18 protein-coding genes and 2 pseudogenes are annotated in these 19,789 nt (G+C 40.6%); 9 read left to right on the forward strand and 11 right to left on the reverse strand.

Features of this window, described 5'->3' with window-relative positions:
* Window positions 1–121 precede the first annotated feature (121 nt).
* The 4 genes from ACYQY7_RS11285 to ACYQY7_RS11300 all read right to left on the reverse strand — a co-directional run bounded on the left by ACYQY7_RS11285 (window position 122) and on the right by ACYQY7_RS11300 (window position 4,355).
* Complete coding sequence (locus ACYQY7_RS11285) at window positions 122–1,126, reverse strand: PAS domain-containing sensor histidine kinase (RefSeq protein WP_461202118.1); 1,005 nt, start codon at window positions 1,124–1,126, stop codon at window positions 122–124.
* 66 nt (window positions 1,127–1,192) lie between these two features.
* Entirely contained in the window at window positions 1,193–2,602 is a 1,410-nt protein-coding gene (locus ACYQY7_RS11290) for an MBL fold metallo-hydrolase (RefSeq protein WP_461202119.1), read from the reverse strand.
* A 16-nt stretch (window positions 2,603–2,618) separates the two neighbouring features.
* A complete protein-coding gene (locus ACYQY7_RS11295; RefSeq protein WP_461202121.1) occupies window positions 2,619–3,143 on the reverse strand; it encodes a hypothetical protein in 525 nt (174 codons plus the stop codon).
* A 12-nt stretch (window positions 3,144–3,155) separates the two neighbouring features.
* Entirely contained in the window at window positions 3,156–4,355 is a 1,200-nt protein-coding gene (locus ACYQY7_RS11300) for an NAD(P)/FAD-dependent oxidoreductase (protein WP_461202123.1), read from the reverse strand.
* Window positions 4,356–4,525: 170 nt separating this feature from the next.
* Here ACYQY7_RS11300 and ACYQY7_RS11305 point away from each other — a divergent pair.
* From ACYQY7_RS11305 to ACYQY7_RS11315, 3 genes and pseudogenes are all read left to right on the forward strand, one after another.
* Window positions 4,526–5,020, forward strand: a pseudogene (locus ACYQY7_RS11305) (response regulator transcription factor); the annotation flags it as partial.
* A gap of 2 nt (window positions 5,021–5,022) precedes the next feature.
* Window positions 5,023–5,205: a hypothetical protein gene (locus ACYQY7_RS11310; protein WP_461202124.1), complete on the forward strand. Its 183-nt coding sequence runs from the start codon at window positions 5,023–5,025 to the stop codon at window positions 5,203–5,205.
* Window positions 5,206–5,837: pseudogene (locus ACYQY7_RS11315) on the forward strand (PspA/IM30 family protein). It begins immediately after the preceding gene.
* 40 nt (window positions 5,838–5,877) lie between these two features.
* Here the strand turns inward: ACYQY7_RS11315 and ACYQY7_RS11320 are convergent.
* Window positions 5,878–6,567 carry a hypothetical protein gene (locus ACYQY7_RS11320; protein WP_461202126.1) on the reverse strand — a complete coding sequence of 230 codons (690 nt, stop codon included), beginning with the start codon at window positions 6,565–6,567 and terminating at the stop codon, window positions 5,878–5,880.
* A 66-nt stretch (window positions 6,568–6,633) separates the two neighbouring features.
* A complete protein-coding gene (locus tag ACYQY7_RS11325) occupies window positions 6,634–8,142 on the reverse strand; it encodes an HD domain-containing phosphohydrolase (RefSeq protein ID WP_461202128.1) in 1,509 nt (502 codons plus the stop codon).
* A gap of 199 nt (window positions 8,143–8,341) precedes the next feature.
* On the opposite strand from ACYQY7_RS11325, the gene ACYQY7_RS11330 reads away from it, so the two are divergent.
* From ACYQY7_RS11330 to pstA, 4 genes are all read left to right on the forward strand, one after another.
* The gene (locus ACYQY7_RS11330; protein ID WP_461202129.1) at window positions 8,342–10,072 is read left to right on the forward strand and encodes a stalk domain-containing protein; all 1,731 of its coding nucleotides are present in this window, start codon (window positions 8,342–8,344) and stop codon (window positions 10,070–10,072) included.
* Between the two features lie 23 nt (window positions 10,073–10,095).
* Window positions 10,096–10,971, forward strand: coding sequence for a phosphate ABC transporter substrate-binding protein (locus ACYQY7_RS11335; protein ID WP_461202131.1), 876 nt, complete (start codon window positions 10,096–10,098; stop codon window positions 10,969–10,971).
* A gap of 62 nt (window positions 10,972–11,033) precedes the next feature.
* Window positions 11,034–11,954 carry a phosphate ABC transporter permease subunit PstC gene (gene pstC, locus ACYQY7_RS11340; protein WP_461202133.1) on the forward strand — a complete coding sequence of 307 codons (921 nt, stop codon included), beginning with the start codon at window positions 11,034–11,036 and terminating at the stop codon, window positions 11,952–11,954.
* A 3-nt stretch (window positions 11,955–11,957) separates the two neighbouring features.
* The gene (pstA, locus tag ACYQY7_RS11345; RefSeq protein ID WP_461202135.1) at window positions 11,958–12,869 is read left to right on the forward strand and encodes a phosphate ABC transporter permease PstA; all 912 of its coding nucleotides are present in this window, start codon (window positions 11,958–11,960) and stop codon (window positions 12,867–12,869) included.
* A 15-nt stretch (window positions 12,870–12,884) separates the two neighbouring features.
* Here the strand turns inward: pstA and qoxD are convergent, their stop codons facing one another.
* The 5 genes from qoxD to ACYQY7_RS11370 all read right to left on the reverse strand — a co-directional run bounded on the left by qoxD (window position 12,885) and on the right by ACYQY7_RS11370 (window position 18,449).
* Complete coding sequence (gene qoxD / locus ACYQY7_RS11350; protein WP_461202136.1) at window positions 12,885–13,184, reverse strand: cytochrome aa3 quinol oxidase subunit IV; 300 nt, start codon at window positions 13,182–13,184, stop codon at window positions 12,885–12,887.
* Entirely contained in the window at window positions 13,185–13,790 is a 606-nt protein-coding gene (gene qoxC, locus ACYQY7_RS11355) for a cytochrome aa3 quinol oxidase subunit III (protein ID WP_461202138.1), read from the reverse strand.
* Complete coding sequence (gene qoxB, locus ACYQY7_RS11360) at window positions 13,780–15,756, reverse strand: cytochrome aa3 quinol oxidase subunit I (protein ID WP_461202140.1); 1,977 nt, start codon at window positions 15,754–15,756, stop codon at window positions 13,780–13,782. The genes qoxC and qoxB overlap by 11 nt, the downstream gene beginning before the upstream one ends.
* Complete coding sequence (gene qoxA, locus ACYQY7_RS11365) at window positions 15,746–16,723, reverse strand: cytochrome aa3 quinol oxidase subunit II (RefSeq protein ID WP_461202142.1); 978 nt, start codon at window positions 16,721–16,723, stop codon at window positions 15,746–15,748. The genes qoxB and qoxA overlap by 11 nt, the downstream gene beginning before the upstream one ends.
* Before the next feature lie 376 nt (window positions 16,724–17,099).
* Complete coding sequence (locus ACYQY7_RS11370) at window positions 17,100–18,449, reverse strand: aldehyde dehydrogenase (protein ID WP_461202144.1); 1,350 nt, start codon at window positions 18,447–18,449, stop codon at window positions 17,100–17,102.
* Window positions 18,450–18,590: 141 nt separating this feature from the next.
* Between ACYQY7_RS11370 and ACYQY7_RS11375 the strand changes: the two genes are divergently transcribed.
* Both ACYQY7_RS11375 and ACYQY7_RS11380 read left to right on the forward strand, forming a co-directional pair.
* Entirely contained in the window at window positions 18,591–19,073 is a 483-nt protein-coding gene (locus tag ACYQY7_RS11375) for a BLOC-1 subunit 2 family protein (protein ID WP_461202145.1), read from the forward strand.
* A gap of 74 nt (window positions 19,074–19,147) precedes the next feature.
* A complete protein-coding gene (locus ACYQY7_RS11380; RefSeq protein ID WP_461202147.1) occupies window positions 19,148–19,726 on the forward strand; it encodes a Uma2 family endonuclease in 579 nt (192 codons plus the stop codon).
* Window positions 19,727–19,789 lie beyond the last annotated feature (63 nt).

Here is a 19,789-nt window from a genome sequence, read left to right on the forward strand (position 1 = left end):
CTGATATGTTTTAATCATTTTCAGTTAGCTCCTTAACCATTCTCTTGGCTTTATTGGCTCTTTTGCCTTGTAATTTCTTATAAATTGTATATAGAGTTTTATGGATTTTTACAAAAACATTTTAACAGTTACTACCCTCCTCTAACGGCACGCGCACGAAAATCGTCGTTCCTTTCATCGGTGCAGATGTAATTGTCGTTTCCCCCCTAAGGTGAAAAACGCGTTCTTGAATATGTTTTAGCCCAAGTCCCTCGCGTTTTTCTTCAACATGAAACCCAACGCCGTCATCTTCGATCGATATGAGCAGTTCTCGTTCTATTTGTTTAATCGACACACGCACCTCTGTTGCTTTAGCATATTTCATGACGTTATGCAACGCTTCTTGAATAATGCGATATAAATTAATTTCCATCGTCGGTGACAGACGAGCATATACGTTCGTTTGAAATGAAAATGATGTATTTGGCATTTTGGATTGAAGCGAATGAATAAGCGACTGAATCGTTGGGATCAATCCAAGCGCATCTAAGCTTTTCGGACGAAGTTGTTGCGCATATAGCTTCACATCTTCCATGACGCGTCCAAGTTCTTCACGCACTTCCTTGACATATGCATGCAGCTTTTCATCTTGTATACGTTGAATAATATTATCTAAGGCGATAGAAATGCTGTAGAGAGATTGACCGACACCATCGTGCAATTCTTGTGCTAAACGTTTATGCTCTTCCTCTTTTGCTTCAGTTAGTTTTTTTACCATCCATTTCGAGCGACGCGCTTCTTCTTCTTTTTTCTTCGCTGTTTGATCGCGTAAAACGAGCAAATAATATTTCGCATCATCTTGTTCGAGAATGAGCGCTGTACTCATTTCCACATCAATCAAATGTCCGTGATACGTCGGCATTTCCGATAAAAAATACGGTACTTCTTCTGTTGAAATTAAATAGCATCGCTCTTCTCCTTCTTTCACATCGCGCTGTTGGCAAAACGAACAATACGGTACTTTTTCGCCAAGTTGCCAACCAGTCATCCGCTTGGCAGCTGGATTCATTTCGACAATCGTGCGCTCATGATCCATGACAATAATCCCGTCTTGAATATAAGCAAAAATTTTATCTAAAAATTGCATGTTCTCACCTCTCTTTCATTATAGGAGAGGAGTAAGATGAAAAGAAAGGACTGACAACGTCAGCCCTTATGATTGCTTCACAACGGGAAGCTTTTCTCTCGTCCACGCTAAATACCCGCCCTTTAAGTTAAGCACTTGTTTGAATCCTTTTGCTTGCAAAATGCTTGCGCCAATTGCTGAACGTGCACCTGAGCGGCATTGGACGATATATGTTTTTCCTTCTGGAAGCTCATGTAAACGGTCCGCAAGCGTACCGAGCATAATATGTTGTGCACCTTCAATGTATCCTTCGTCCCATTCTGCTTGATTGCGTACATCAACGAGATGATAGCGATCATCGTTTAAATATTGTTGTAGTTGATGGACATCAATTTCTTCGTAGCTTTCCACTTCACCGTTTAGAGCAACGGATGGCTCGATATATGCTACAACACGATCTAACCCGATATAAGCAAGCGCCTTGCGAATTGCTTGTACATCGTCTTGATTGGCGATTAGCACAATATCTTGGTCATAGTTAATGAACCAACCCGCCCAGTTTGTAAATGATTTGTTAAACGGAATGTTAATTGCTCCTGCATAATGTGCCTTCGCAAACTCGTGAGACGGACGAACATCTAAAATAAACGCTCCGTTTGCTTTATATTCATTAAGTTGTTCGATCGTTTGCAATGCTGACACTTCTTCGTCATTTAAATACGCAGGCCCAATTTTGTTTACTTTCTTCATCATCGCAAAATATTTTGGTGGCTCTGGTTGACCTGTAAGTAATAGTTTCACAAACTCTTCTTCATCTTCGATTTTCAACGCCCAGTTGTTCAATTTTTCATATCCAACGGTCGAAACAGGAACGGCTCCAAGCGCTTTTCCGCATGCGCTTCCTGCGCCGTGTGCTGGCCATACTTGCAAGTAATCTGGGAGCGCTTTGAATTTTTTCAGCGATTGAAACATTTGACGAGCGCCAACATCTGCTGTGCCAGCAACTCCTGCTGCCTTTTCAAGTAAGTCTGGACGACCGATGTCACCGACGAAAACGAAGTCACCTGTGAAAATACCCATCGGCTCTGTTGAACCGCCGCCTTTATCTGTTAAAATGAACGAAATATGTTCTGGTGTATGACCTGGTGTATGAAGCACTTTAAACTCCACATTACCGACTGTAAACATACTTCCTTCTTTTACAAGTTCGTAATCGACTTCATCTAAATATTGATATTTCCAGTTCGCATCCCCTTCATCCGATAAATAAAGTTTTGCTCCGCAACGTTTTGCTAATTCTTTCGCTCCTGAAACAAAGTCCGCATGAATGTGTGTTTCTGTTGCAGCAACAATTTGCAATCCTTCTTTTTTCGCTGTGTCGATGTACCAATCGACATTGCGACCTGGATCGATAACGATCGCTTCTCCTGTACGTTGACAACCAACTAAGTAAGACATGTGCGCTAATTGCTCATCAAAAAATGAACGAAATAACATATACATCCCCTCCAAATTATTTATGTTTGCTTGCTACATCAAGTAGCGTTTCTATATATTTCACCCCATCTTGAATCAATGGGTGTTTTAACAAACGGTACATGCGTAATAGTGATACATGAGATGAGTCGCGTTCACGTTGAAAGCGTTCGTTTGTTTCTTTTAAAATGTTCAATCCTTTTTCAATTGGAACAATATCTTTTGCTCCTTCTATCGCATATGCCATCGACTCACGATCGTTGATGACGCTTGTCGCGAACGAAATGAACTCTTCTGCTTTTTGCAACCATTGGACGAGCGTCGGCAACAGTTGAATGAGCGTCGCAAGCGCTTCAATGTGCTCTGTAGTCAATCGAAATGGTGCTGTTTTTTCCTCAAATTCTGTAAACAATGCTTCAAGTGATTGTTTATCGTTTATCACATGCTGAACCACTGCCATTTTTTCTTCTACCGATTCCATCGCTTCTTTTAGTTGAGGAAGCTTCTCAATAAAGTAACGGAGCGCTTCTTGTTGTTCTTCGGTTTCGAGTAACTGCACCATGTTCTCCCCCCTCTACATAAGACCTTTTAACATGCCGTTCCAGTAGACGATCGGTAATACGTTTCGTTTCATGATATACATGCTCATCCGCTCTTTTGATTGATCAAACGGGAACGTTTCTTGCGGATTTTTATCATAATCAAACTCTGCTAAAACGAGCTTATTATAACCAGTTACGAGCGGACATGATGTGTAACCATCGTAACGAGCTTTTAACGGTTTTCCGTTCATATGTGCTAGTAAATTTTCAGCGACAACTGGTGCTTGTTTTCGAATGGCTGCCCCTGTTTTTGACGTCGGTAAGTTTGTGCAATCACCTGCGCCAAATACATTTTCATATGTTTTATGCTGCAACGTATACGGATCGACATCGACCCATCCTGCCACATCCGCTAATGGACTTTTCTTAATAAACGCTGGTGGTCCCATTGGCGGCGTCACATGAATCATATCGAAACTTAATGTAAAGCGTTCGTTCGTATCGAGATGTTCAAATGTCGCTTTTTTTGCTTCACCATCAATTTCAACTAACTCAACACGATATTTCGTTTCAATATTTTTTCGTCGAATGACCTGTTCAAGTGTATCAGCATATCGCTTTACCGCAAAAATGTTTGGCAACCCTGAAGCGAAAATGATGTTTGTTTTGTCGCGCACACCAGACTGACGGAAATAATCGTCAGCTAAATACATAATTTTTTGTGGTGCACCGCCGCACTTCACTTGTGTGCTCGGTTGTGTGAAAATCGCTGTGCCACCGCGGAAATTGCGAATGTTTTCCCACGTGCTTTGTACATAGTCGTATGAATAGTTACTGCAAACACCATTTTTGCCGATCGTTTCTTTCAGTCCTTTAATTTGATCCCAATAAATTTCAACACCTGCTGCGACAACTAAATAGTCGTAACGAACGGTTGAACCTTCTTTCGTTTTTAACGTATTATTTTCTGGCAAGAACGTATCGACCGCTTCTTTCAACCATTTTGCTCCGTCTGGGATAAGCGATGCTTGCTCGCGAACAGAATCTTCAACTTTAGCTGCCCCGCCACCAACAAGCGTCCAAAGCGGTTGATAATAATGTTTATCTGATGGATCAATAAGCAACACTTGTCCATGTAATTGACGATTTTTTCTTAACAGACGTGCTGCAATGGAAATCCCTGCTGAACCCGCTCCAACAATTGCTACTTTTACATCATAGACGTTCGCCATCGTTCATCGCTCCTTTTGTATCCGCTTTCAAATTTGTTTTCTTAACTTAATTACATTGTATATGTTGTTAACTTATATACCCATAGGGGATTTCCCTTATCTTTTTAGCACGATGTTTTCACCCGTTTTTCACCAACATTTGATATGATGAAAGAAAAAAGGTGATGAGAATGAAAGTGTTGCTTGCAGAAGATGATGCTTATTTAGGTGAACTGATCGTTCATTTATTGAAGAAAAAAGGAGTCGAACATATTGACTGGGTGCAAGAAGGAGAGGACGCTTACGATTATGCCCTCGCCTCGTTTTATGACGTCATGATTTTAGATTGGATGTTACCAAATGGCGACGGCGTTAGCATATGTCAACGTTTAAGAAAAAACAGGTATCACGGAGCGATTTTAATGTTAACTGCAAAAGATGCGGTACAAGATCGCGTGGAGGGGTTAGAAGCAGGGGCGGATGGTTATTTAGTGAAACCGTTTGAAATTGATGAGCTCATGGCGCGACTTAAAGCGTTGTCACGGCGCACATTTGCACCGATTCAAGAAGAAATTGTCCGCTGGAGAGCATTTGAAGTGAATCGGACAAGTCATACGTTGATGAAAAACGGAGAGCAAATTATATTAACTCCACGTGAATTTCAACTACTTGATTTATTATTGCAAAGGTGATTGGTCTCGTTGCGCTTTTACCAAAAGCGTTGCTCGCCGTCTTAGCGATCATTGCAGCGTACGTTTTACTGAGAAACAAAACGAAGCCGACACCTGAATTTAAACCATTTGTCTCACCAATTCAAAACCATAGCTTTTTAGATGAATGGGAAAAAACAATACAAAAGGAGGAAAAATAAATGGGCATTTTGAAACGTGTCAAACATGTCGTTCTTGCTGACTTGCATGATATAATCGACAAATGCGAAGATCCGATTCGCATGACAAAGCAATACATTCGTGAACTAGAAGGGCAACTTGAAAAAGCACAACAAGCACTTGTACACCAATTCATGTTAGAACAGAAATATGAACATCTCATCGCAGATGCAAAAGAAATGATCGAAAAGCGGGCTCGTCAAGCAAAACTAGCCGTTGAAAAAAATGAAGAGCCAATCGCAAAAATGGCTCTCCAAGAAAAAATTTCCTATGAAAAAAAGTAGAGCTATATACGCAACAATATAATACATTAAAAGAAAAAACAACTGCTTTAACAGAAAAAGTGAAACAATTATATGAAACATATGAGCAACTGAAAGTAAAACAAATGCAGTTAATGACGCGTTTTTATGTTGCTGAGACAATGAAACAAATCGATGAATCGATCGCATCTTTCCGTTATGACCATGTCGTAAAAAGCTTTGCACGCATGGAAGAAAAAGTGATGTTGCTTGAAGCAGAAGCAAAGGCACGCTCCCTTATTCAAACCATGCCGACACAATTTTTTGATGTTGAAGTCGAACAACAGTTAAAACAACTAAAAGAGAAATAAAAATGAGGGGTGTCCGAAACCAAGGACACCCTCATCTTCTCTATGTCGTCCACTCATCATGAATGATGCCGACAAGTTTCCATTGACCGTTTTCTTGTTCAAAGACAAGACGCAAACTCCGCCAATCCATGCCGCTGTATTGTGGGTCAAAGCCCGTAAAATGAAATTCAACAAAAGAGCTATTGGCATATACTTGCTGAATGTTGTTTATCATATTCCCTGCCCCAACAACAACATTGTTGCCGATCATATGCGGATTGGCAAAATCGACATCATAGACGAAGCGGTCGAAATAGTTTTGGAAAGTGAGTTGAATTGGATCACCTGAACCATCATACGCTCCCCACTGATACACTTGGGTTGAGGACCATAGGGAAGGAAGTTGAGATGCTAAAAACTGCAAGTCGTTTTGAACATCGACATGACCATACGGACTGAAACGTACGCCAGCTGTGGAGTGGACGTAAGATGCAAGCGTATTCATATCGTGATTTTTTAGCGCATCCACGACATCTAAGGCAACAAATAAAAGGGAAGATGAATTGACTTGTTTTTCTTGGCTTTTCAATTGCTCATTTTCTTGTTGAAGCTGTTTATTTTTCCCTTGTAGTTGCTCAATGGTCGTTTGCTGTTTTGTAATTGTTTGCTCTAGCTGCTTAACATTTGATTCGTCTTGTTGGGCTGTACAGCCCACAAGTAAAATGATAAACGCTACAATCAATCGTTTCACGATCTCACATCCTTTTTCTTTTAGTATATCACCTACAAAGAAAAATAGATGCCATCATGCAGGCATCTAACTCACTTTTTCTTGTTCTCTCTCTTGTAAAAATGCAATAAAACAATCGACCATTTGGGCATCCCATTGCGTTCCCCGACCTTCTAACAAAATCGAAATCGCTTTTTCTACGTTCATCCCTTTTCGATATGGTCGGTCAGATGTCATCGCATCAAATGCATCTGCCACCGCAATCATGCGTCCAAACAGCGGAATGTCCTCCCCTTTTAAGCCATCTGGATACCCTTTTCCGTCTATCCGTTCATGATGAGACCGAATACCTGGAAGCAAGTCTTGCACTTCTTCAATCGGCTGTACTTGGCGAATAATATTTTCACCGAGTATCGGATGTTTTTTAATCCATGCAAATTCATCATCTGTTAACTTGCCGTCTTTTAATAAGATGTGATCAGGGATACCAATTTTTCCGATGTCATGCAAAATAGCGGAGCGATATAAACGCGTAAGTTGCTCAACTGTCATCCCTAGCCGCTTACCAATCTCTACAGCATATACAGCAACGCGCTGCGAATGACCAGCTGTATATTCATCGCGCGCATCAAGCGCGGTTGTCATAACTGAAATAAAACTATTTAATAACTGCTTATTTTTCTCATCTCGTTCAACGATCGCATCGACCATATGGTTAAAGCCGTTTGTGAGCTCGGAAAATTCATCAATATAAACATTATCGCACATCAATTCGTATTCTTTTTTTTGTACGCGACTCATGTATTGAAGCAAATCTTCAATGCTTCGTTCCACATCTTCAGATAACACACGCGCAGCAAATAAAGAGAACAAAATGGAGATGACTAATACGACAATCGTCCACGTCCAATAACCTGAGAACGTGTTTTTCCCTTCAGCAAACCATTTCACTTCAGTCGCTAACACAAATAATAAAACCGGGAAAATGCCGATAAATAACACACTTAACCCAATTTTTACTTTCATCGGCACATATACGACATTTGTCGCTCGAATCGCTTCATGAAATCCGTGCATTCGCCCTATTTGCATCATGTCATGAATAAGCGGACGCATCGTGCGCAACGTTAAAAAAAACTCGATCATCGCATGAAGCATGGCGATGAGCGACGCGCCAAATAAAGCATAAACAACATACATATACGGAATGCGCAACACATCGATAAAAATAAGTAAAACCGTCATCGCAACGGCTGGAATGGAAAGCCCTAAAAAATGTGGAAGTGCGATACGTCTGACTGTAATGAGCGGAAATCGCTTTGCTTGGACAAGCGCCCAATAAAACTGTTCTTCTGTTACTTTCGTTTCAGAAAAAACGAGACGAATTGGGTAAATATCTTTTTGAAAGGCGCGATATTCGATAAATAACATGATACAAAACGAAAAAAATTGAATAAGCAACAACATGAGTAAGTCTACTTGCCGAATGTTCAGCGCCATTACCATTAACGTGCTACCAACGCCAATAACCGCTAAAACCGAACCAATCGTATAATTGATAAACAGCTTTCTTAACGTTTCTTCATAAATACGCACACCCGTCCCTCCTTCCTATTCTTTTTCATTATAACAAGAATGTGATAAATTACGAGACATACATTTCTTTACAATTCATTAATATAAATTTCTAAAAAATCAAACATTGTATTTACAAAGTCTACAAAAATATTAAACGAGGTTAACATTGCCCTTCTATAATAAGCGTTGTTGATATACAAACCTAGGAGGGAAAAAAATGTCCGTGAAGAAAGTGCTCGCACATACGCTGATCGCATCAGCTGTTCTCGCTTCTCCACTTATTCCCGCAATCGAATGGGAAGCAGAAGCAAAGGCTGTTCAAAAACAAACTATCCAAAAAACAAACTGGAGTGTAGACGGGACGGTAGTTTCTATTTCTGCGACGACTGTCTCGGGTGGGAACTGGATTGTATCTGCTCCTGAAATCGCCAAACTACTAGGGGCTACATATTCTTACGATAAAAAAACGAAAATATACAAGCTAACGAAAAAAGGAACGGTTGTTCAAGTAAAAGCAAATGAAAAAGTTGCAGTCATTAATGGTAAAAAAGTAACGATGAATGTAGCACCTAAAACGGTAAACAACGTCTTATACGTCCCAGCTGTAGCGATCGTTCAAGCATTCGGTGGACAACTACAAACAAATGCCAGCCCTATTCTTCTTTCTACAAACGGAAATGTGCAAACAAAAAAAGTAGCCGTTTCAGTTGATGGACAAGCTACTTCGTTAAACGCTATAGTAATGGGTCAAAAAACACTTTATTCCCTCTCTGATATCGCAAAAGTGTTCGGTGTTGCAATGAATGTCGATGGGAAAACAAAATCAATTACATTAAGTGGAAAAGGAAAAAAGGCTAATCTTCTTCTTCATCAACAAGGTTCATCAGTGGTCAAAGTAAATGGGAACTTTTACGCTGACTTGCACGGAGTCATAACAAAATTAGGCGGCGAAATTGAAAACGGAAATCCATTATTTATCGCGACAAACGGATTTTTAAAAGGAACAAACTTTAATCCTCAATGGTTAAGCAACGAATACATGATCGTCACAAACGAAAACGATGAGCCTGTATCAAAAATTATACATGTGCCATCTCGCAAAGTCATCGCAACAATCACAAGTGGAGATCTTGCGTTATCACCAGATAAGAAAAGAGGCACATATGTAGACGATAACGGTCAACTCTTCATTGTCGATCTAGCAACAAGGAAGGCGATGCCTATCGGTACGGATGATGATGTAAAAGTAGAGCTGACATGGTCTCCAGATGGTTCTACCATTTACTTCTTTAAAGGGAATAATAGTGATGTCATTGCTTCAATAAATGTACAAACAGGTCAAATAACAAAAATTGTTGATGACAAAGTAAAATATAAATCTGATCTTCGTTTATCAGATGACGGTACAAAACTGATGTACACAGCAGCAAAAGAAGCAAAAGCAAACTATACAGATGACTCGAAGACAGAGATTGACACAATTGACACGACAGGAACGGAGCCACAGCTATACATCGTTGATTTAACAACAGCGGATAAAAAACCAACCGCTGTAACTACAGATACAAATAACAAAACATTTTCTTTCTTTGCTGGCGACATCATTGTTTATTTAAGCGCGAATCCAGACGATGAAACCGCCCTTCCTGTATTAAAAGCCATTGTTGCTGGCGCAGAGAAAAACATGTCAACAAACATGAACATTACGTACGTTGCTACAAAAGGAAATGTTGTGTTTGTGTTAGTAGAAGAGAAAAACGGATCTTATTCCATTTATCGTGCTACAGCACCACAAACACAGTGGACACGTGTTTTTAATACAAAAACACCAATAACAGCTATCACTCCTTCTCCGTTTAGTCATGACATGGCTGTGACTATTCCAACAGATGAGGGAGAAAAAATTGCTATTATCATGAACAATAAACTCATTGATATAACAAAATAAATTTTATTAAGAGGTGAAAAATGATGAATTTCAAATCGCTGATGAAAAAGTTCTCTCTTGTCGCATTATCTTCTAGTTTATTATTTGGATCTTCGCTTGCTGTGACAGAAAAAACCGAAGCGGCTCAACAAACTGGTAAAATTGTCATTGCTGGTTCATCCGCGTTGCTTCCATTAACACAACAAGCAGCGAAAGAATTTAAAAAAGCAAACCCGAAAGTAGCTATTTCTGTATCTGGGACAGCATCGGTCGTCGGTCCCCAATCTGTTTCAAAAGGTTCAGCAACTATTGGTGCTTGTGACTGGGATGCAACAAAGCCTGTACCTGGCTTTAGTGCATTCAAAGGGTTAAACGCATATCCAATTGCAGTCATTCCGTTTGCAACGATCGTTCATAAAGACAATCCAGTAAAAAATTTAACAACAAAACAATTACAAGATATTTTCGCAGGAAAAATTAAAAACTGGAAAGAAGTTGGCGGAAAAGATGAACCAATTATTGTCGTCAACCGTGTCCACGGTTCTGGAACGCGTGTAAATTATCAAATGGGTGCGTTAAAAGGGGCTTCATTTATGACACAAGGCGACAACTATAAAGAGGTTCTCTCAAATGGCAATATGATCGAAGCCGTTCGTACAACACCAAACGCAATCGGTTATACAGACCTTGCATACATTAAAGGTGATATTAAAGCAGTTGCTTATAACGGTGTAGAACCAACCGTACAAAACGTCATTAACGGTAAATATCCTGTTTGGGGTTACGGTTATCTGTTAACAAAAGGTCCAGCAACAGGAGCAAATAAAGCGTTTATCGATTTCGTTCAAAGTAAGAAGTTTCAAGAAGGTTCATTGAAAAAATTAAAGTTCATCCCAATTACAGCAATGAAAAAGAAGTAAATAATTTACAGCCTCCTTTATGAGGGGGCTGTCTTTTATATGATAGTCGAGGAGGAAACAATATGGCGTTACCTGCCGAACATGTTCGCATCCACCATGAACAAACGAAAACAAAACAATGGCGCATAAAGTATATGAAAAATAACGCTTTTCGCTACGCTTGTTTAGTAAGTGCACTCTCTTTAGGTGTTGCTCTTTTTTCGATCGTCATTTTTATTAGCCAAACGGGGTTTCTCGTATTTAAAGACGTCTCATGGAAAGAGTTTTTTCTCTCATCTACGTGGGAGCCATTTGAAGAAAAATATGGGGCAGCTGTATTTATTCTCGGTACATTGTACTTAACGTTTTTAACATTAATGATATGTACCCCTATCGCTTTATCTATTGCAATTTTTATCGCTGAAATTGCACCCAATTGGTTGAAAAACGTGATGCGTCCGATGTTAGATTTGCTCGTCGGCATTCCTTCTATTGTGTACGGGTTTTTAGGTTTAACAATCTTAATTCCATTCATTCGTGAGACGACGGGTACGCTCGTTGGAGATGGCTTCCTCGCTGCTGCTCTCGTGTTAACGATGATGATTTTACCGACTGTCACTCGCATTAGCGATGATGCAATTTGCGCGGTGCCGCAACATCTCCGTGAAGCAGGTTATGCACTCGGAAGCACAAAACTTCAAGTGATTACCTATATTGTTCTTCCCGCTGCCCGCCCAGGTATTTTAACTGCAATTATTTTAGGTATGACACGAGCAATCGGTGAAACGATGGCTGTTGTTATGGTCATCGGAAATACTGCACAGTTTGGATGGGACTTGCTCACACCGACATCGGTCTTAACGAGTAACATCGTCATGCAAATTACAAACGTTCAATTTGACTCAACATGGAACTATGCATTATACATGATGGCATTTTTACTTTTATTTATTTCTCTCGTATTAATTATTATTATTCGTCAACTTCGTCCAAAGGGAGAGTAATACATGAAAGATTCACTGTTTCATAATCATCGGAAAACAAACATAAGTGCAATTTATACAAATCGTTTGTTTCATGTTTTTGTTGCTATCATTACAGCAACAACATTTCTTTTAATTATCGGACTATTATATACAATTTTAGGAAAAGGTTTACCGAAACTATCGCTCGACTTTCTTGTGAAATTACCTGATGAATTAGAAGCGGGTGGGGGCATTGGACCATTTTTATTTAACTCTTTTTACGTTCTCATTTTATCTCTCATCTTGTCGTTGCCAATTGGTATTGGAGCCGGTATTTTTCTTGCAGAATATGCACCGAACAACCGCTTTACAGAGTTTGTACGCACGTCTGTTGAAAGCTTAGCATCTGTTCCTTCCATCGTTTTCGGCTTATTTGGCTACGTATTGTTTGTTGAATATGTCGGAATTGGGTTAACGATCATTGGCGCCGCTATTACACTAGCATTGCTAAACTTACCTGTACTAGCTCGCGTCACAGAAGAAGCTATTCATGCAGTTCCACAAGACATTCGTGAAGCATCTCTCGCTCTTGGAGCGACAAAGTCTCAAACAATATTAAAAGTTGTCCTCCCTGCTGCGTTAAACGGGATTTTAACGGGTATTAGCCTCGTTGCATGTCGTGCATTTGGCGAATCTGCCATCATTATTTTAGCAGGAGGAACATCGACATCTGGGTTTATGTGGGATTTCAACTTATTATCACAAGGCGGTACGCTTCCTGTGCACTTATGGTACGTGCAATCTGAGGCACTCGTACCAGATGCAAAAGAAATTGCTGAGAAATCCGCAGCCATCCTTGTTCTTATCGTTTTAGTCATCAGCTTTACTGTTCGCTTCCCACTCTGGATGCAAGCGCTAATTACAAAAATAAAAGCAACCCCTCGCAAAAGCTAAGCGAGGGGTTGTATGTTAATGCGCCGCATGGCCCGATGTCAACACCCAAATCGAGCCTGCGACAATGACGATCGCGACAAAGCCCGCATAAGCCATATTAATAACGTTTGTTTTTCCGTCTTCTCCTTCTGTTACGTGCATGAACATAAATAGTTGAAGACCAGCTTGAAGAACAGCAAGCGAACCAATAATCCACATAACGATCGTATACGATACGTTCATTTTCAACGCCACAAATACGGCAACGAACGTTAAAATGAGCGAAAATAAAAATCCAACAACGTGGCTAACGGGATATTTGCTTTTATGCTCCATTTACCCCACCATCCCTTTTAAATACACAAATGTGAAAATGAAAATCCAGACGACATCAAGGAAATGCCAGTATAAACTAATGATAAACATTTTTCTTGCGGTAACTGGCGTCAAACCGCGTTGAAGAAGCTGAATAATGAGCATTATCGCCCAAATGATTCCAAACGTCACATGCGCGCCGTGCGTACCAAGCAATACGAAAAAGCTCGATAAAAACGCGCTCGTTTGCATCGTCGCCCCTTCATGCACGTAATGAATAAACTCACGAATTTCCATAAACAAAAAGCCCGCCCCTAACAAAAGGGTAATGACAAACCAAACGAGCAGTTGCTTCATATTACGTTGTCGCATGAAAAACACTGCCAAACCGCATGTAAAACTACTTGTCAACAACAACAACGTTTCAATGAGCACGTCATTCAGTTTAAAAATGTCGCTTGGCGTTGGGCCACCGGCATAGCGGTGACCTAACACGCCATAGACGGCAAACAACGTTGCAAATAGCACAATTTCTGCTCCAAGAAAAATCCAAAAACCTAAAATATTTAATCGGTTTTGTTCCGTTTGATATTCAAGTGGAAGCGAATGATTGACGTTAGCCGACATGGTTTTCCGTCCCCCCTTCTACCGTTCTCCACGTACGCTCTGTTTCCTTAATTTCATCGACGCTTACATAATAGCCGTCATTGTAATCGAACGAACGGATAATAAGCCCAACGACAATCCCAATTGCCGCAACAGCTGCCGCGATATGTGCTTCAAAGACGAGGAAGAAACCTGTAATTCCAAACACAACCGCCATATAAAACGGCAATCCCGAGTTGCTTGGCATATGAATTTTCTTGATGTCGCTTTCTTTTAATGTGAGCGTTTCTCCACGTTTTTTCATATGCCAAAACGCATCTAATTGTTTCACTTCTGGCACGACCGCAAAGTTATAAAACTGTACTGGCGATGCCGTCATCCATTCAAGCGTACGTGCATCCCATGGATCGTGGGACACATTGCGCTTTGCATAACGGAAGCTCCAGTAAATGTTATAACAAAATACCGCAAAGCCGACTGCTAAAATAATCGAGCCGATCGCAGATACAAGGAAAAGCGGCGCAAAGCCGGATTCTGCTGAATACGTATAAGCGCGACGAACCGCTCCTTTTAAACCGAGGAAAAACATCGGCATAAACGTCACGTTAAATCCGATTGTAAATAGCCAAAAATGATATTTGCCAAGCTTTTCATTTAACATAAAGCCAAACATTTTTGGCCACCAATAATACAATCCTGCAAATACCGCAAACACAACACCTGGAATTAATACGTAATGGAAGTGAGCGACTAAAAATAACGTGTTATGGTATTGAAAGTCCGCTGCTGCCATCGCCAACATGACGCCGGTCACTCCACCAATGACAAAGTTTGGCACGAAAGCAAGCGCCCATAACATCGCTGTTGTAAATTGAATGCGTCCTTTTCGCATCGTAAATAGCCAGTTGAAAATTTTCACTCCGGTCGGAACGGCAATTAACATCGTTGTAATCGAGAAAAACGAGTTTACCGCAGGCCCTGCATCCATCGTGTAAAAATGGTGCACCCATACGATCATACTTAAAAACGCAATACCAACAATAGAAATGACCATCGATGTATATCCGAACAACGTCTTCCGTGAAAACGTTGCAATGACTTCAGAGAAAATTCCAAACGCCGGCAAGATGACAATATATACTTCTGGATGACCCCAAAGCCAGAACAAGTTTGCCCAAAGCATATCGCTTCCGCCTGAAGAAAGCGTAAAGAAATGCGTTCCGTACAAGCGATCAAACGTCATTAACGCTAACGCAACGGTGAAAATCGGAAATGCAGCAACGATGATAATGGACGTAATCAACGTCGTCCATGTAAACATCGGCATTTTCATTAATGTCATGCCCGGTGCACGCATTTTTAAAATCGTGACGATAAAGTTAATCCCCGTCATTAACGTACCGAGCCCTGCAATTTGCAACGCAATCGCATAATAGTTATTTCCGATTCCTGGACTAAACTCTTTTCCAGCTAGAGGGAAATACGATGTCCACCCTGCATCTGGTGAACCACCGACAACGAACGAAATGTTAAATAACATCGCTCCGCTAAAAAACAACCAAAAACTAAGTGCGTTCAACTGCGGAAACGCGACATCGCGCGCTCCAATTTGCAAAGGGACAACAACGTTCATTAAACCGATCAAAAATGGCATCGCCATAAACAAAATCATAATCACGCCATGCGTTGTAAAAATTTCGTTGTAATGTTGCGCATCTAAAAAGTTCATTTCTGGGCGAGCTGTTTGCGCTTTCATTAACAACCCGTCCATTCCACCGCGGAAAAACATAAGTACACCAGATAAAATGTACATAATCCCGATCTTTTTATGGTCGACGGTCGTTAACCATTCGCGCCATAGCCAACCCCATTTTTTAAAGTACGTTAATCCAACAACAATCGCAACGACAGTTAGTACGATCGCAATTTGTGAACCGACAAGAAGCGGGTCTCCTCCGACAAATATTTCATTCCACTTAATGCCCACGATGTTCACCCCCACTATTATTCTCTAAAGCTTGTTGTTCGTCTTCGTTACAGTTGGATGATGAGCTAAATTTATAATTGTCTTCACGAATAAAAATTTTTCCTTGGTATCCATGCCCACGATATAACTCTGGGTTGGTGTACGTCTTAGAGTGTGCATCCGCATGATTCACCCATTGTAAATGTGTACCTATAAATGTTAACCGTCCTAAATGTGTCGGCAACAACAGTTGTTCATATTGCTCTTTCGTTAAATTCGGTGCCTTTTGTTTCACTTCTTGCACCCATTTTTCAAACTCTTTCGGCGTTTGCGCTAACACTTCAAACTGCATATGCGCATATCCACGTCCGTTAAAGTTTGTATTTCGTCCTTCATACGAGCCCGGACGATCGGCGACGACGTACAATTCTGTCTCCATTTTGTTCATCGTATATTTTTGCCCAGCTAACGCTGGTACCCAAAACGACTGCATTGTCGATGCAGAAGTCATTTTAAATAGCACAAGCCGATTCGCTGGAATGTTGACGTAGTTTACCGTTTCAATATTTTGTTCAGGGTAACTAAAAATCCATTTCCAATCTGCCGATGTGACATGAATGACAAGCGGCTCTTGATCTTCATACCCTTTTGGCGGCTTTTCCAAATCATACAATGTTCTAACTGTCGGAATCGTTAGCGCAATAACAATTAAAATCGGAATGACTGTCCATACAATTTCAAGCACCGTACTTCCGTGTTCCTCAGGCGGCTCCTCTCCCTGTCGCTCAGGTCGATCGCGATATTTCCATACGATATAAGCGAACAAAGCAAATACAACAACAACGACAAGAAGCATCCACCAAATCGACCAGTTAATCAACTCCGTAATGCTTCGAGCAGCTGGTCCTTGTGGTTGAAAAACGACCATCTCACAGCCTCCAAGGAGCGGAAGCAATCCAGCTACTAATAAGGAAAACAAACGCTTCATCTTTCTTCACCTCAACAAAAATTGTGATTCATTGAGCATCTCGATAAATGAGTAACGAACGAAATTTATTAACTTTGTAGTATTAACACTATTGAAATGATTTTAACATGTATTGTAAAAATAATTGTGACGAAAAAAGGAAGGAAGAAACTGCATTGAGGGGAAAATAAAAAGCAAAATCATTGACAAAAAGAAAAAAGCTTTTCTCAACTTTAAAAAATAAGCGAGAAAAGCGTTGTTTTCTGTATAATACATGGAAACGAAAAAAGAAATAGGATGTTCGTTTGAAAATGTGTCACATTTTCGTTAAATTTTTTTCGAAATTTGTTCAAATTTATTACCCAAAAACAAAAAGTACCCCGTTGGGAACATTTTTTCATCTCAATAACTTCCGCACCCATTTTAAAGCATTCGGAAAGTTTGGATAACGCAAAGGAATATCAAATTTCGTTGTTTGTTTGAGCACACTTTTGTAATGAGTAAATGCATCAAAACTTGCTTTTCCATGGTATGCACCAATTCCGCTTTGTCCAACGCCGCCGAATGGTAGATGTGGGCTGGCGATGTGCATGATCGTGTCGTTAATACATCCTCCACCAAAACTAACTTGTTGTAATACTTGTTGTTGCACATCGCGATCTTCTGAAAACAAATAAAGCGCAAGTGGCTTTTCGTAATCGTTGATCATTTGAATCGCTTCGTCTATTGTTTCAAACGTAACAAGCGGCAATATCGGCCCAAAAATTTCTTCTTTCATAATGTCATCTTCCCACGTCACATCGTCTAGCAACGTCGGCTCAATCCAACGTTGCTCGATGTCATACGTTCCACCATGTACAACGATACCATTTGTTAAAAAACGAACGAGCCGCTCCATATGGCGAGTTGTAACGATTCGGCTATATTGCTCCTTATCGCCATACAGCTGTTCGATATATTTTTTCATCCGCCCAATAAGCAATGGCTTCACGGACACATCGACAAGAACGTAATCCGGAGCAATGCACGTTTGCCCAGCGTTTAAAAATTTTCCCCATACAATTCGTTTGGCAGCTAAATCAATATGCGCGGAAGCATCAACGATCGCTGGACTTTTTCCGCCAAGCTCTAATGTGACAGGCGTTAAATGTTTTGCTGCCGCTGCCATGACGATTTTTCCGACCGGCACGCTTCCGGTGAAAAAAATATGGTCAAAGCGCAAATCTAACAGCTGCTGGCTAACGTCTACTCCTCCCTCTACAACAGCAACATATTCCTCTGGAAACACTTCCGAAATGATTGTTTTCAGCAATGCCGACATTTCTGGCGTATATTCAGAAGGCTTCACTACCGCACAATTTCCTGCCGCAATCGCGCCGATAAGTGGACTCATCGCAAGCTGAAACGGATAATTCCATGGCGCGATAATTAGGCTTACTCCATATGGCTCTGGATATATGTAGCTTTTTGAGCCAAAATGCGTCAACGGCGTCGGCACGCGTTGTGGCTTCATCCATCGAGCAAGCCGCTTCGTGATAAAATGGATTTCTTCATACACGATCCCGATTTCGATCGTATATGCTTCCAACGGCGATTTATGCAGTTCTTTTTTTAACGTATCGGTAATTGTCTGTTCATATTTTTGTATCACTTCTTTTAGTCGTGTTAATTGTTTTAAACGAAAATCAAGAGAAAGCGTTTCCCCTGTACGAAAGTAGCGCTTTTGTTTTTCGAGCAACTCGATCATTTATTTCACCCACTTCATTGTTCATCTACTATTTATTTTATTTGTTTAGGCATTGATTCTCTATAATAAAAACCAGAAAAACATTCGCTAGTCATCCGCTGTCGATTCGTGTAAAATGGAAACGAAAAGGAGGTGAATGGAATGGTGGAACAGCTGCTATACGAAATTCTTCATGAAGTAAAAGCAACCCGAGAAAAAGTCGAATTACTGGAAAAACGAGTGGAAGCAGTCGAGAAAAGGGTGGAAGCTATTGAAAAAGAAGTATCTTCCTTACGCCAACAAGTACAAGCACTGGACGAGAAAGTTCAAACGCTAGATGGGAAAGTACAAGCACTAGATGGGAAAGTACAAGCACTAGATGGGAAAGTGCAGCTGCTTGACGAACGAACACTCGAAACGAAAGCGATTTGTGAAGCGATTCGCCACGGTCAAGAGGTGCTCGCCGCAAAATACGATGCACTCGCACTCGATGTCCACAACATGCAAGGAAACATCACCCGCTTAACAAACATACTAGAAGAAAAAGTACTCCCTGCCCTCACCGACCACGAATCGAGCATCCAAGTATTAAACAATCGTGTATTTAAAGTAGAAAGCACCTTGCAAAAGCTTGTACACCTGTAAGAAAAGCGGCACTCGTGCCGCTTTTTTTCTTGAGAAAAATACGATAAAATGAAAGTAGAAGGAGGGGAATAAGTATGTCGCTGCCAAATGAAAAACGTCTTTGGACGTATGCGGATTACACAACCTTGCATGATGACAAACGATATGAAGGAATTGACGGTGCCCTATGTATGACTCCTTCACCTACACCAAGACACCAACGTATTGTTACCGCTCTGTCAGCATTGTTTTTTGATTTTCTACATCATTCCTCGTGTGAAGTATTTGTCGCACCAATCGATGTATGTTTATTTGCAACAAAGGATACTCCCCTTCATGACATTAAAGATTGGTATATCCCTGATTTAATCGTCGTTTGCGACAAGCGAAAAATTGGAAATGAACGAATTTATGGAGCGCCTGATCTTATCATAGAAATTCTTTCTCCATCTACCGCCAAACACGACCGCATTACGAAATTTCACAACTACGAGCGAGCTGGCGTCAAAGAATATTGGATTGTCGACCCAATTCATGAAACAGTCGAAATATACGCGCTACAAGACGGACAGTTTCGCCAAATTCACATGCACTACAAAGATGAAACGATTTGCCCTTATATCTTTCCAAACTGCCTCATTGCGTTGCCAAAAGTATTTACCCCCATGCCATAACATGGGGGTCAAAGTGTTGAAAAAGTAGGACGTCAAGAAAAAGTTCACTTTCCTCGTGAACTT

It is taken from the genome of Anoxybacillus sp. TBDG-1 (assembly GCF_054815885.1).